Genomic DNA, 14,234 nt, shown 5'->3' with positions numbered 1-14,234 from the left:
GACACATGCGTGCCTGCCGTCACAGCAAGGGGCGCAATTGTAGAGAAGGGACAGAAGAGGTGCAAGGCAATTGGTGATTATTTGAACAGTTCGTTCACACCACCAATCTTTGCATTGGCACAGAACCAATGTGGGAGCGGGCTTGCTCGCGAATCGCGTCTGACATTCAACATTTTTGCTGAATGACACACCGCTTTCGCGAGCAAGCCCGCTCCCACATTTGGATCGTGTACAACTTATGACTTTTTGGCAGATCCGGCAGCTTTGACGCTGCGCTGGCGCTGAGCCTCGAACAGGCAAACACCGGTCGCCACGGAAACGTTGAGACTGCTGACGCTGCCAGTCATCGGCAGGTGCACCAGGTAGTCGCAAAGATCGCGAGTCAGGCGACGCATGCCGCTGCCTTCCGCACCCATGATCAGGATGGTCGGGCCGGTCATGTCTTGCTGATACAGGCTCTGCTCGGCTTCGCCCGCCGTACCGACGACCCACAAGCCGCGCTGCTTGAGTTTTTCCAGAGTGCGCGCCAGGTTGGTCACGGCGACCAGCGGAATCACTTCCGCCGCGCCACAGGCGACTTTTCGTACCGTCGGGGTCAGCGTGGCTGACTTGTCTTTCGGAACGATCACCGCCAACGCGCCGGCCGCATCGGCCGAACGCAGGCAAGCGCCAAGGTTGTGCGGATCGGTCACGCCGTCGAGCACCAGCAGCAGCGGTGCGCCTTCGGAGCGATCGAGCAGCTCGTCGAGCATGGCCTCGCCCCAGACCTGGCTCGGACTCACGTCCGCCACAACGCCTTGGTGCACGCCATCAACCCAGGCGTCGAGTTCACGACGCTCGGCGTTGCCGACGGGCACGCGATTTTCGCTCGCCAGTGCGATCAGCGCCTGTACACGCGGCTCGCTGCGGCCTTCAGCCAGCCAGATCTGCTTGACGCGTTTAGGGTGGTGACGCAGCAATGCTTCGACCGCATGCACGCCGTAGATTTTTTCCAACTGACTCATGACTTGGCCTTAGGTTTACGCGCCCCGCCGCTTTTGGCTGGGGCCGAGCCCGCTTTGGCGGGCCTTTACGGTGTTTGCTCGGCTTGCTGCCGGGAGCCTTGTCAGGCGCCGACCGTCCGGTCTTTCCCCCAGACGCCGCTTTACCACCGCTTTTCGCTTCAGACAGCAACGCCTGCTTCAGTTCACGGCTTTTGCGCAGCTCAGCGTTTTTCGCCGCAGCGTCGCTCGGGCGATACGCTTCGACCGCCTTTTCCTTGGCAGGACGACGACCGGTTTTCGCAGGCGCCGGCTCTGCTGCGGTTTTCGCCGTTGTCTTAGCGGCGGGCTCAGTTTTTTCAGTCCCGCGCTTCTTGCGGCCGATCGGCGCGCTGATGGTTTTTTCAGCCATCTCGAAGTCGATCTTGCGCTCATCGAGGTCGACGCGCATCACGCGCACTTCAACGGTGTCGCCAAGGCGGAAGCTGCGGCCAGTGCGCTCACCGGCGAGGCGGTGATGCACAGGGTCGAAGTGGTAGTAATCGCCCGGCAGCGCGGTGACGTGCACCAGGCCTTCGACGTAGATGTCGGTCAGTTCGACGAACAGGCCAAAACCGGTCACGGCAGTGATCACACCCGGGAACGACTCGCCCACGCGGTCTTTCATGAACTCGCACTTGAGCCAGTTCACCACGTCGCGGGTCGCTTCGTCGGCACGGCGTTCGCTCATCGAGCATTGCTCGCCGAGCTGCTCCAGGGTCGCTTCGTCGTACGGATAGATGCGCGCTTTCGGAATGGTCATCGCGCCGGCACGGCGAACGTGCGGGGTGTCCATTTTCGAATGGATGACGCTGCGGATCGCCCGGTGCGTGAGCAAGTCCGGGTAGCGGCGGATCGGCGAGGTGAAGTGGGTATAGGCTTCGTAATTCAGGCCGAAGTGGCCCTGGTTATCAGCGCTGTACACCGCCTGACTCAACGAACGCAGCATCACGGTCTGGATCAGATGGAAATCCGGACGGTCCTTGATGCTCGCCAGCAAGGCCTGGTAATCCTTCGGCGACGGGCCATCCTTGCCTTTGTGCAGGGACAGGCCGAGCTCACCGAGGAACGCGCGCAGTTTTTCCAGACGCTCCGGTGGCGGACCATCGTGGACGCGATACAGCGCAGGAATTTCGTGCTTTTTCAGGAATTCGGCGGTGGCCACGTTGGCCGCCAGCATGCATTCCTCGATCAGCTTGTGCGCGTCGTTACGAACGGTCGGACGGATTTCGGCAATCTTGCGCTCGGTCCCGAAGATGATCCGGGTTTCCTGCGTTTCGAAATCGATCGCGCCACGCACGTGACGAGCGGCCAGCAGCACTTTGTACAGTGCGTAAAGCTGCTTCAGATGCGGCAGAACGTCGTTGTACTCGCCACGAAGCTGACGCGCCTCGGTGAGTTTCGGCGTTTCCAGCATCGCGCTGACCTTGTTGTAGGTCAGGCGGGCATGGGAGTGAATCACCGCTTCGTAGAAGCAGTAGTCGGTCATCTCGCCGGATTTGGAGATGGTCATTTCGCAGACCATGGCCAGGCGATCGACGTGCGGGTTCAGCGAGCACAGGCCGTTGGACAGCTGCTCGGGCAGCATCGGCACTACGCGCTCCGGGAAGTAAACGGAGTTGCCGCGAACCTGGGATTCGTTGTCCAGCGCCGAACCGATCTTCACGTAGCTGGAGACGTCGGCAATCGCCACGTACAACTTCCAGCCACCGGAGAACAGGCGCAGCTTGCCCGGTTTGGCTTCGCAGTAGACCGCGTCATCGAAGTCGCGCGCATCTTCACCGTCGATGGTCACGAACGGCAGATGACGCAGGTCGATGCGCTTCTCTTTGTCTTTCTCTTCAACTTCAGGCTTGAGCTTGGCGGCTTCTTTCAAGACCGCTTCAGGCCAGACGTGCGGAATATCGTAAGTGCGCAGGGCGACATCGATTTCCATGCCCGGCGCCATGTAATTGCCCACGACTTCAACCACGTCGCCTTGCGGCTGGAAGCGTGGCGTCGGCCAGTGAGTGATCTTCACTTCGACGAACTGACCGATCTTGGCGTTGGCATTGCGACCCGGCGTGACCAGCACTTCCTGCTGGATCTTTGGATTGTCCGCCACCACGAAGCCGATACCGCCCTCTTCGAAGTAACGACCTACGATGGTCTCGTGAGCACGGGTTACCACTTCGACGATCATGCCTTCACGGCGACCGCGACGGTCCAGACCGGAAACACGCGCCAGGGCACGGTCGCCATCGAACACCAGACGCATTTGCGCCGGGCTCATGAACAGATCGTCACTGCCGTCGTCCGGGACCAGGAAACCGAAGCCGTCACGGTGACCGCTGATGCGACCCAGGATCAGGTCGAGCTTGTCCACCGGCGCATACGTGCCGCGACGGGTGTAAATAAGCTGAGCATCGCGCTCCATGGCGCGCAGGCGGCGGCGCAGGGCTTCGATCTGGTCTTCTGTGGTCAGACCAAACTCTTCGACCAGTTGCTCGCGGTTAGCAGGCGAACCCCGATCAGCAAGGTGCTGAAGGATCAGTTCGCGGCTAGGAATAGGGTTTTCGTATTTTTCCGCTTCACGAGCGGCCTCGGGATCGAGGGACTGCCAATCGGCCATTAGAGAGTTTTCACCTTGTCTATATGCGGGTTAGTTTGGCATAGGCGTAATGAAACGGGAAATTTCAAGCTATGAGAGCCCATCTAAAGCCCTTTATCGACACCGAAAAGCTTACTTGAATGCCACTGGTAATATTTTTCAGGTTTTTTTGATGTCGGGGGTTTACAGTTAAAAAGACGCTCCGTATAGTGCGCGCCATCGACGACGGAGACGTTGCCGATACTGCCCAGATGGTGAAATTGGTAGACACGCCAGCTTCAGGTGCTGGTGACCGCAAGGTCGTGGAAGTTCGAGTCTTCTTCTGGGCACCAATTTCGAGCTTGAGATTAGATCAATTTCAAGGCTCGCACAAAAACCCGCGAAAGCGGGTTTTTTGCATTCTAAGGTTCCGATTTATTAAAACCAAATCAGGGGTTTACAGATCAAAACGCTCTCCGTATAGTGCGCCACATCAACAGCGGCAACGCTGAAGATTATGCCCAGATGGTGAAATTGGTAGACACGCCAGCTTCAGGTGCTGGTGACCGCAAGGTCGTGGAAGTTCGAGTCTTCTTCTGGGCACCAATTCAAATTTCAGAGCTTTCTCTGGAATTTCACAAAAACCCGCTAAAGCGGGTTTTTGCGTTTCTGGCGTTTGAAAATATATCGATGCTGCCTTTTGTGGCGAGGGAGCTTGCTCCCGCTGGAGTGCGAAGCGCTCCCCACCCATGTCAATATTTACACCGTGCTCTCAGGATCAACGACTGCTTCGCAGCCGAGCGGGAGCAAGCTCCCTCGCCACAGAAATCTGCGGCAGGCCGTCTAGCAAAGCCCTTCCAGCCCCGCAAGGCGCACTTGAGAAACAATATCGTTTATCATTGTTGCAAGTTTTTGCAATGCGACAGTGAGGAACCCTGCGAATGATGTTTCGAAATACCCTGCGCCGCGGCCTGACCTTCACCCTGCTCGGCCTGGCACTCGCTACCCCCCTCACCCAGGCTGCTGATTCAGTTTCCCTGACACTCTACAACGGTCAACACAAGGAAGTCGGCGACGCGGTCGCCAAAGCCTTTGAAGCCAAGACCGGCATCCACGTCAATGTGCGCAAAGGCAGCAGCAACCAGCTTGCCAGCCAGGTCGTCGAAGAAGGCGATCGCTCCCCCGCCGACGTGATCTACACCGAAGAATCGCCACCATTGAACAAGCTTGGCGAACAAGGCCTGCTGGCACAAACCGATGCTGCCACCCTTGCCGTTTTGCCAAAAGACTACGTCGCCGGCAATGGCACCTGGATCGGGATTACTGCGCGAGTCCGCGTTGTCGCATTCAATCCCAAACTGATTGATGAAAAAGACCTGCCGAAATCGGTGATGGAATTTTCCAACCCGAAATGGCAAGGCAAGGTCGGTTTCGTGCCCACCAGCGGCGCGTTCCAGGAACAAGCCGTGGCGATCATCAAGGTGCACGGCATGGACGCAGCCGAAGAATGGCTGACCGGCCTTCGCGCGTTCGGCAAGACTTACAGCAACAACATGGTTGCGCTCAAAGCCGTGGAAAACGGCGAAGTCGCCACCGTGCTGGTGAACAACTATTACTGGTTCGCCTTGCAGCGTGAAAAAGGCCAGCTCGATTCGAAACTGCACTACTTCACCGGCGGTGACGTCGGCGGGCTGATCACCGTTTCCAGCGCTGCCGTACTGAAATCCAGCAAACATCCAAAAGAAGCCCAGCAATTCCTCGCCTACATGGCCAGCGAAGAAGGTCAGCGCGTGATCACCCAGACCACCGCCGAATACCCGCTGCACAAAGGTATGCAATCGGATCGCGGCCTCAAGCCGTTCAGCGAACTGCAAGCGCCGAAAGTCACACCAGCCGACCTCGGCAACGCCGAAGAAGCCCTGGACCTGGAACGTGACGTTGGCTTGAACTGATGAGCGCATCGTTTTCTGCCCCCGCCTTGCGCGGGGGTTATGTGCCACGGCGCAAGCGACCGTCGATCTGGCTGCTGCTGCCGGTTTTGCTGCTGGTGGTGCTCAGCTTGTTGCCGCTGCTGTATGTCGGGCTCAAAACCTGGCAAGCGGGCTGGGCTGAAGCGCTACACCTGTTGTGGCGGCCTTATGTGTTCGGTCTGCTGCGCAATACGCTGGAGTTGATGGTCGGTGTGACAGTCTCCTGTGGCGTGATCGGCCTCTCGCTGGCCTGGCTGCTTGAACGCAGCAACTTGCCGGGACGGCGTTTGTGGGGCGTGATCCTGTGTTTGCCGTTCGCGGTGCCGGCCTTTGTCAGCAGCTTCACCTGGGTTTCGTTGAGCGCTCATTTCGAAGGCTTGGGCGGGGCGATTCTGGTGATGACCCTGTCCAAGTATCCGCTGATTTTTCTGCCGGTTGCGGCGACGCTGCGCAATCTTGACCCTTCTCTCGAAGAATCCGCACGGACGCTTGGGCAAAATCGCTGGGGCGTGTTTTTCAGAATTACGCTGCCGCTGCTCTGGCCGTCGCTGCTCGCCGGCTCGCTGCTGATTGCACTGCACATGCTCGTGGAATTCGGCGCGCTGTCGATTATCGGCTTACAGACGTTCACCACGGCGATCTATCAGCAGTTCGAACTGGAATTCAGCAACGCCAACGCGGCGATGCTTTCGGCAGTGCTTCTGGCGCTTTGCCTGATGCTGCTGTGGCTGGAGCTGAGAGTACGCGGCAAAGGTCGGCACGTGCGCACCGGACAAGGCGCCGCACGGCAAGCGGAACAGGTTCGATTAGGGCCTTGGGCTGTCGCCGGACAAGTTTACTGCCTGGCACTGGCGATCATCGGCAGCGGCATTCCCCTCGGGATGCTGGCGTACTGGCTGGCGGTCGGCTCGTCGGCGGCGTTCCCGGTGGCGGCGATCAGCGAAGCGTTGCTTTCATCTCTGGCGTTGTCGCTGGGCGGTGCGGCGCTGTGCCTGGTGCTGGCCGTGCCGGTGGGTTTGCTGGTGGTGCGCTACAAAGGCCAATTGGCGATCTGGGCCGAGCGCCTGCCGTATCTGTTGCATGCGCTACCAGGATTGGTGATTGCGCTGACGCTGGTGTATTTCGCGCTGCATTACGTGCCGATGCTGTACCAGACATCGGCGTTGTTGCTGATCGCTTATGCGCTGCTGTTTCTGCCGCTGGCTCAGTCGCCGATTCGTACGGCATTGAACAAGGCTGCGCCGCAGCTGGAAGAGGCGGCCCGTACGCTGGGGGCGTCGTCCTTCAGTGCGTTTTGTCGGGTGACATTGCCGATTATTTTTCCGGCGCTAGGCGCGGCGTTTGCGCTGGTGTTTCTGGATGCGATGAAGGAGCTGACGGCGACGCTGCTGCTGAGTCCGACCGGACTGAATACGTTGGCGACGGAAGTTTGGGCGCATACGGCGAATGTGGAGTTTGCGGCGGCGGCGCCTTATGCGGCGTTGTTGATTTTGGTGTCGGGATTGCCTGTTTACCTGTTAACAACACGGATGTATTTGAGCCGCTGAAAAGCTTCGCGGGCAAGTCGAATCGTCGCACCGCTCGCTCCTACAGGAAGTGCGTAATCCCCTGTAGGAGCGAGGCTTGCCCGCGAAGGCGTCAGACCCGCCAATACAAATCCTAAGCCCTGAACTGCCCCAGGCTCGCCTTCAACTGCGCCGCCAGGCCATCCAGCACTTTGCCGCTGGCCGTGGTTTCCACCACCGCCTGAGCCGCTTTCTCAGCCTGTGCATGGATGGTTTCAACCCGACCCCGCACCGCCTGCGCGCCCTGAGCCTGATGCGCTGCTGCCTGCGTCGCCAGACCAATCGCCGCATGCACCTGCTCGACTGACACCTGCACCGATTGCTGCAACCGCGCACTGTCGCGCAATACCAGCAGACCTTCGCTGGCCTGACGCCCGGCCTGTCCAATCGCCGCTACCGCCTCACGCGCACCTTGCTGCAAGGCCACGATGTGCGCCTGAATGTCGCCCGTGGAACTCTGGGTCTTGCTCGCCAGCGCTCGCACCTCGTCCGCCACCACGGCAAACCCGCGGCCGGTCTCGCCGGCACGCGCCGCTTCAATGGCCGCGTTCAGCGCCAGCAGGTTGGTCTGCTCGGCGATCCCGTGAATCACGGTCAACACCACCTCAATCTGTTCACTCTGCTGCGCCAGTCGCTCAATGACTTTCGCACCGGTATCGACCTGCCCGGCCAACGCTTCGATCAGGCTGCCGACTTTCGCCGAGGTCCGGGTGTTTTCATCGGTGGCCGAACGGATGTCCACCACCTGCTGCAAGGCCGCCTGCATTGCGTGACTTTCAGATTGCGCTTCATCAGCCATTTGCGACAATGCGCGCAGGCTCTCGGCAACCTCGTCACGCTGCATGCCCGCTGCCGCATCGGCACCGGCGTTACGCAGGGTCATGGCACCGATTTCAACGCCCGTGCGCTGGGCCACATCGCCTGCTTCACGCACGATTGGCTGCAACTTATCCACAAAGCGATTGACCGCCGAGGCCATGTCGCCGATTTCATCCTTGCTGTTGATCTGCACGCGCTTGGTAAGGTCACCCTCGCCTGCCGCCAAGTCATCCATCGCGGCAATCAGCATCTTCAAGCGGTTGACCACACGACGACCCAAGACCACGGCCAGCAACAGCAACACGCCGCAACCGACCAACGCCAGGCCCATTCCGATGCGCCAGCGCAAGGTCGCCGCGGCTTCTTGCACGGTGCTGGTGGTGTTGGCTTTCATTTCAGAGGCGGTGGACTGAGCAGAGGTCAGACGCGCCCGCATCGCGGTGGCGCTGTCAGCTGCCGCGCCTTTGAGGCTGTCACCGACCAGTTGATCACTGCTGGCGATCAGTGCCGAGAAGCGCTTGTCCAGCGCTGCCAGATCGGTTTCCACCGAGGCGGTGGAAACGCCCATCAAAACCTTGCCGATTTCCACGCCATTAGGGTTGATCGAGGCTTCGAGGTAGTAGACCGAAGGATCGTTCTTCGCCGCATCCAGCACTTTATCCAGCGCGCGCTCGCCCTGGCCTTTCTCCAGAAGGGCCTTGTTGATCGGGTTTTCGCGGTTGAGGTAGCGCGTCAGGTGCTGACCCGTTGCGTCGTCATACACCACGAACAGCACGTTGGGATTGCGCTGGGCCCGGCGGGCAAATTCGGACAGGGTAGGAACGTCGCTGTCCCACATGGCGCGGGGCGCGACCGAAGCGAGAAGCTGCGCCATATCATTGGCGGAGTCCTTCAGGTCCTTTTCCAGTGTCGCACGCAGCTGGGCCTGTTCTTCCTCCAGTCGCGAGGACAAACCAGCCGTGAGACGCTGACGCGTACTGGAGGAGAGGTTGTCGAGGCTCGACGTGACTTCACGTCCCGCCTGCTCCAGCTCGCCGGAAAGTTTTTGACTGTCGGCACCTAGGCGCACACCCAGATCGGCTTCCAGTGCAGTCACTGTGCTCCGAGTCAGGGCAACAGCCACCAGCACCTGCACCAAAAGGGCGATACCAAGGGTAACGAACACGGGCCGCAATAGACGGCTTTGTAACAATGAGAGAACCGCCGACACTTGATATCCCTCTGCTTTAACGCCATTAAATTGATGGCACGCCAGAAGACATGCTCTTAATGAAGATCACAGCAAAGGTCATGCCGTCCAACAGGCATAAACGACAAAGGCCCCGATTAAGGGGCCTTTGTGTTTTACATCAACGACTTATTAAGCGAACGGATGACGCAGAACGATAGTTTCGTTGCGGTCCGGGCCCGTCGAAATAATGTCGATCGGCGCACCGATCAGTTCTTCAACACGCTTGATGTAGGCACGTGCGTTGGCTGGCAGCTCTTCCAGGGTTTTGGCACCCACGGTCGACTCGGTCCAGCCCGGCACTTCTTCGTACACAGGCTGCAGACCCACGTAGCTGTCAGCGTCAGTCGGGGCAACATCTTTACCTTCTGCATCTTTGTAGCCGACGCAGATGTTGATGGTTTCCAGACCGTCGAGCACGTCCAGCTTGGTCAGGCAGATGCCCGAGATGCTGTTCACATCGATAGCGCGACGCAGGATAACAGCGTCGAACCAGCCACAACGACGGGCACGGCCGGTAGTCGCGCCGAACTCGTGACCTTGTTTGGCCAGGTGCGCACCGACTTCGTCAAACAGTTCAGTCGGGAATGGACCCGAACCGACACGCGTGGTGTAAGCCTTGGTGATGCCCAGGATGTAGTCCAGGAACATCGGACCAACACCCGAACCGGTAGCAACGCCGCCAGCGGTGGTGTTAGAGCTGGTCACGTACGGATAGGTACCGTGGTCGATGTCCAGCAACGAACCTTGGGCGCCTTCGAACATGATGTCTTTGCCTGCGCGACGCAGGTCGTGCAGCTCGGCCGTCACGTCCAGCATCAGCGGCTTGAGCAGCTCAGCGTATTCTTTGCACTCAGCCAGGGTCTTTTCGAATTCGATGGCTGGCTCTTTGTAGTAACCCACCAGCATGAAGTTGTGGTAATCCACCAGTTCACGCAGCTTGTCTTCAAAGCGCGGCATGTTGAGCAGGTCGCCAACACGCAGGCCACGACGCGCGACCTTGTCTTCGTAGGCCGGGCCGATGCCGCGACCGGTAGTACCGATCTTCAGCTCGCCACGGGCCTTTTCACGGGCCTGGTCCAGCGCAACGTGGAAGGACAGGATCAGCGGGCAGGACGGGCTGATACGCAGGCGCTCACGCACTGGTACGCCTTTCTCTTCCAGCTTGATGATTTCCCGCAGCAGAGCGTCCGGTGCAACCACCACGCCGTTGCCGATCAGGCACTGCACGCCTTCGCGCAGCACGCCCGACGGGATCAGGTGCAAGACGGTTTTCTCGCCGTCGATCACCAGGGTGTGGCCTGCGTTGTGGCCACCCTGGTAGCGCACTACGGCGGCAGCATGTTCGGTCAGCAGATCAACGATCTTGCCTTTGCCCTCATCACCCCATTGGGTGCCCAGGACTACGACATTCTTACCCATAACACTTGTCCTCATTCGCGCAAACTTGGTGTCGGCCACGGGCCGACAGGAAAACTCAAGAAGCCAGTGGCGATACTTGCCACAGCCCGTTCTGCTGAATCAATTGCCGGTCGCAGTCCGCTTCACGGGCGGCGGCCAAAGGTTGTCCAGGCAAGGCCTGAACGACACGCTGACCCTCACTGCGCAACTGGCAAACCTGCTGCCAGAGTGCCGCATCCGTACTGTCAGGCATCCAGATACCGCCAGACGGTAGCTCGATTTCAGCACGCCCCAGGGTCACCAGGGTTTTCAAATCGGTAGAGAAGCCGGTTGCCGGACGGGCGCGACCGAAGTCGGCGCCGATGTCGTCGTAGCGACCGCCCTGAGCAATCGACTGGCCAACGCCCGGCACGAACACCGCGAACACCACACCGGTGTGGTAGTGGTAGCCGCGCAACTCACCCAGATCGAAGTACAGCGGCAGTTCCGGGAAACGCGTGGACAGACGCTCGGCAATCGCCAGCAAATCGTCCAGCGCTGCCAACACAGGTGCCGGCGCATTGGCCAGACGTACGCGCGCAGCCTCCAGCACTTCACGGCCGCCACACAGGTCAACCAACGCCCGCAGCATGCCCGACAGATCGGCAGGCAAGCTTTCGGTCAAGGTAATGACCTCGTCGATGGCCTTGCGTTGCAACGCATCGAACAACTGTTGTTCAACTTCACCGGACAACCCGGCCGCGCGGGCCAGGCCACGGTAGATGCCGACATGACCGAGGTCCATGTGCACATCCGGCACATCGGCCAGTTGCAGCATGGCCAGCATCAGGCTGATCACTTCCACGTCGCTGCTCGGACTGGCATCGCCGTACAACTCGGCGCCCAGTTGAATCGGGCTGCGCGAGGACGACAAGGCGCGTGGCTGAGCGTGCAGCACGCTGCCGGCATAGCACAGACGGCTCGGACCTTCGCGACGCAGGGTGTGCGCATCGATGCGCGCCACTTGCGGCGTGATGTCGGCACGGAAACCCATCTGCCGGCCCGATTGCGGGTCGATGACCTTGAAGGTACGCAGATCGAGGTCCTGGCCGGCGCCGGTCAGCAGGGATTCCAGGTACTCGATATGGGGAGTCACGACAAACTCGTAACCCCAGCTCTGGAACAGATCCAACACCTGACGACGCGCAACTTCAATGCGCGCCGCTTCCGGCGGCAGTACTTCTTCGATGCCATCTGGCAGCAGCCAGCGGTCTACCGTTGCCATTACGCCATTCCCCTATGGTCCGGGCGGCCAGCCTATGGGCGAGCCTTGAGTGAAGCAGAAAATGATCGGCTTTGTTACAAGCCACGCATAAACAACGCGGCGAAAAGCCTGAAAATAAGCTTCGCCAATCACTTTCCTCGAAAAACCTGTCGAGTCATTCAGCTCGGGCGCCTGCATAAACAACAGCAATCAAACGTGCAGACGCAAAAAAGCCGGGGATTTCCCGGCTGCCGCATCATACACACGTTTTCCCAAAGGATCACCCCGCCCGAGGCTTTAGCCGCCAGGCGGGGGATGATTCAGGTCAACGTCGTATCAAGGCTTGGCTTTTTCCAGGTAACGGAAGAAGTCGCTGCTTGGGTCGAGGACCATGACGTCGGATTTGTTCGCGAAACTTTCACGGTAGGCGCGCAGGCTACGGTAGAAACCGTAGAACTCCTGATCCTGGCCGTAGGCCTTGGAGTAGATCGCAGCGGCCTGGGCATCACCATCACCGCGAACCTCTTCGGATTCACGATAGGCTTCGGCCAGCAACACGCGGCGTTGACGATCGGCGTCGGCACGAATGCCTTCCGCCAGCTCGTTACCCTTGGCGCGGTGCTCGCGAGCTTCACGCTCACGCTCGGAACTCATGCGCTCGAAAACGCTGCGGTTCACTTCTTTCGGCAGATCGATGGCCTTGACCCGAACATCGACAACTTCGATGCCCAGCTCTTTTTCCGCCATCTTGTTCAGTGACGCCGTGATATCGGTCATCAACGCATCGCGCTCACCGGACACCACTTCGTGCAGCGTGCGCTTGCCAAACTGGTCACGCAGGCCCGATTCCAGACGACGGGAAAGACGTTCGTCAGCAATCTGCTTGAGGCCGGAGGTCGCGGTGTAGAAGCGCTCGGCATCTTTCACGCGCCATTTGGCGTAGGCATCGACCATGACGGCTTTCTTTTCCAGCGTCAGGAAGCGTTGTGTCGGTGCATCCAGCGTCATCAGGCGTGCGTCGAATTTGCGCACCTGGTTAACGTAAGGCACTTTCACATGCAGGCCCGGTTGAACATCGGCCTGAACCACGCGACCGAACTGCAGCAACACCGCACGCTCGGTCTGAGCCACGATGTAGAAGCAGTTCCAGGCTGCGATCGCCACGACGACGCCGACAATAAGGGCGATCAGCGATTTATTGCTCATCAGCGACTCTCCCTGGTACGTGCTTGCTGTTGCTGCAGATCGGCTGCACGCACATTCGCTTCATTGCCGGTGGCTGCCGCGCCAGTCACTGCTGTGCTGGTGTTGCGGCCACTTTCGACCATCTTGTCCAGCGGCAAGTACAGCAGATTGCTCTGGCCATTCTTGTTGCCGGTCACGAGAACCTTGCTGGTACTGCTGAAGACTTCCTGCATGGTGTCCAGGTACAGACGCTGGCGGGTGACTTCAGGTGCCTTGCGGTACTCGGCGACCAGTTTGGTGAAGCGATCGGCCTCACCCTTGGCGCGCGAGACGGTTTCGTCACGGTAACCATTGGCATCTTCGATGATGCGCTGGGCCTGACCACGGGCTTCCGGCACGACGCCGTTGGCATAGGTTTCAGCCTGGTTGCGCGAACGCTGCTCGTCTTCACGGGCGCGGATCACGTCATCGAAGGCTTCCTGCACTTCACGCGGTGCCGCTGCGCTCTGTACGTTGACCTGCGTGACAGTGATACCGGTGCGATAGGTATCCATGAAGCGTTGCAGACGCTCCTTGATCTCGCTGGCCATCAATTCACGACCTTCAGTCAGTACCTGATCCATCGCGGTGGAGCCCACCACATGGCGCAAGGCACTTTCGGTCGCGTGCTGCAGGCTGATTTCGGGCTGATCAACGCTCAGCACGAAGTCCTGCAGGTTGCTGATCTTGTACTGCACGGTCAGCGGCACTTCGACGATGTTTTCGTCTTCAGTCAGCATTTGACCCTGCTTGGTATAGGCACGCTCACGCGTGACGTTTTCCAGGTACTTGCGATCGAGCGGCGGGAAATAGATGTTCAGGCCCGGGCCGACGGTTTCGTAGTACTTGCCGAAGCGCAGCACCACGGCTTGCTCCTGCTCGTCGACGACGTAGACCGCGCTGTACAGCCAAACGGCCGCCAATACGACAAGGCCGATGCCGAGCAGGCCGCCGAAGCCGCCACTCTTGCCCGAACCACCGCCGTCATCACCGCGTTTCTTACCACCACCGAACAACCCGTTCAGGCTTTCCTGCAGCTTTCGGAAGGCCTCGTCGAGATCCGGTGGCCCCTTGCGGTCGCCGTTATTGCGGCGCTTGCCACCCCAAGGATCCTGATTATTCGAGTTGCCACCCGGCTCATTCCAAGCCATAGCGCTCTCCATCTGATAAAGCAAAGACGCACCCACGGCGCGCCG

The 14,234-nt window shown here is 59.6% G+C and carries 9 protein-coding genes and 2 tRNA genes; 4 read left to right on the top strand and 7 right to left on the bottom strand.

Translation table 11 applies throughout. The features are described 5' to 3' along the window. Positions 1–236: 236 nt before the first annotated feature. Both rlmB and rnr read right to left on the bottom strand, forming a co-directional pair. On the bottom strand, positions 237–1,004 hold the full coding sequence (gene rlmB / locus KJF94_RS29310; protein WP_214380415.1) for a 23S rRNA (guanosine(2251)-2'-O)-methyltransferase RlmB: 768 nt from the start codon (positions 1,002–1,004) through the stop codon (positions 237–239). Beyond that, positions 940–3,630, bottom strand: coding sequence for a ribonuclease R (rnr, locus tag KJF94_RS29305; protein ID WP_431768149.1), 2,691 nt, complete (start codon positions 3,628–3,630; stop codon positions 940–942). Before rnr ends, rlmB begins: the two co-directional genes overlap by 65 nt. Positions 3,631–3,854: 224 nt before the next feature. Here rnr and KJF94_RS29300 point away from each other — a divergent pair. The 4 genes from KJF94_RS29300 to KJF94_RS29285 all read left to right on the top strand — a co-directional run bounded on the left by KJF94_RS29300 (position 3,855) and on the right by KJF94_RS29285 (position 7,105). Next, a tRNA-Leu gene (locus KJF94_RS29300) sits at positions 3,855–3,941 on the top strand. Positions 3,942–4,107: 166 nt separating this feature from the next. Beyond that, positions 4,108–4,194, top strand: a tRNA-Leu gene (locus tag KJF94_RS29295). Between the two features lie 335 nt (positions 4,195–4,529). Further along, positions 4,530–5,540, top strand: coding sequence for an extracellular solute-binding protein (locus tag KJF94_RS29290; RefSeq protein WP_214380414.1), 1,011 nt, complete (start codon positions 4,530–4,532; stop codon positions 5,538–5,540). Then, positions 5,540–7,105 (top strand): ABC transporter permease, encoded by a 1,566-nt coding sequence (locus KJF94_RS29285; protein ID WP_214380413.1) that lies wholly within the window; start codon positions 5,540–5,542, stop codon positions 7,103–7,105. Before KJF94_RS29290 ends, KJF94_RS29285 begins: the two co-directional genes overlap by 1 nt. A gap of 112 nt (positions 7,106–7,217) precedes the next feature. On the opposite strand, the gene KJF94_RS29280 is transcribed toward KJF94_RS29285, so the two are convergent. From KJF94_RS29280 to hflK, 5 genes are all read right to left on the bottom strand, one after another. Then, positions 7,218–9,152: a methyl-accepting chemotaxis protein gene (locus KJF94_RS29280; RefSeq protein ID WP_214380412.1), complete on the bottom strand. Its 1,935-nt coding sequence runs from the start codon at positions 9,150–9,152 to the stop codon at positions 7,218–7,220. Positions 9,153–9,302: 150 nt separating this feature from the next. After that, on the bottom strand, positions 9,303–10,592 hold the full coding sequence (locus KJF94_RS29275; RefSeq protein WP_214380411.1) for an adenylosuccinate synthase: 1,290 nt from the start codon (positions 10,590–10,592) through the stop codon (positions 9,303–9,305). 55 nt (positions 10,593–10,647) lie between these two features. Then, complete coding sequence (locus KJF94_RS29270) at positions 10,648–11,835, bottom strand: ATP phosphoribosyltransferase regulatory subunit (RefSeq protein ID WP_214380410.1); 1,188 nt, start codon at positions 11,833–11,835, stop codon at positions 10,648–10,650. 315 nt (positions 11,836–12,150) lie between these two features. Continuing rightward, positions 12,151–13,020 carry a protease modulator HflC gene (gene hflC / locus KJF94_RS29265; RefSeq protein ID WP_059405812.1) on the bottom strand — a complete coding sequence of 290 codons (870 nt, stop codon included), beginning with the start codon at positions 13,018–13,020 and terminating at the stop codon, positions 12,151–12,153. Further along, positions 13,020–14,189 carry an FtsH protease activity modulator HflK gene (gene hflK / locus KJF94_RS29260; RefSeq protein ID WP_084319336.1) on the bottom strand — a complete coding sequence of 390 codons (1,170 nt, stop codon included), beginning with the start codon at positions 14,187–14,189 and terminating at the stop codon, positions 13,020–13,022. The genes hflC and hflK overlap by 1 nt, the downstream gene beginning before the upstream one ends. Positions 14,190–14,234: the final 45 nt, after the last annotated feature.

The organism is Pseudomonas hormoni (assembly GCF_018502625.1).
Classification (GTDB): Bacteria; Pseudomonadota; Gammaproteobacteria; order Pseudomonadales; family Pseudomonadaceae; genus Aquipseudomonas; species Aquipseudomonas hormoni.
The sequence above is the reverse complement of the archived record's forward strand: the minus strand, read 5'-3'. Positions and strand labels throughout refer to the sequence as shown.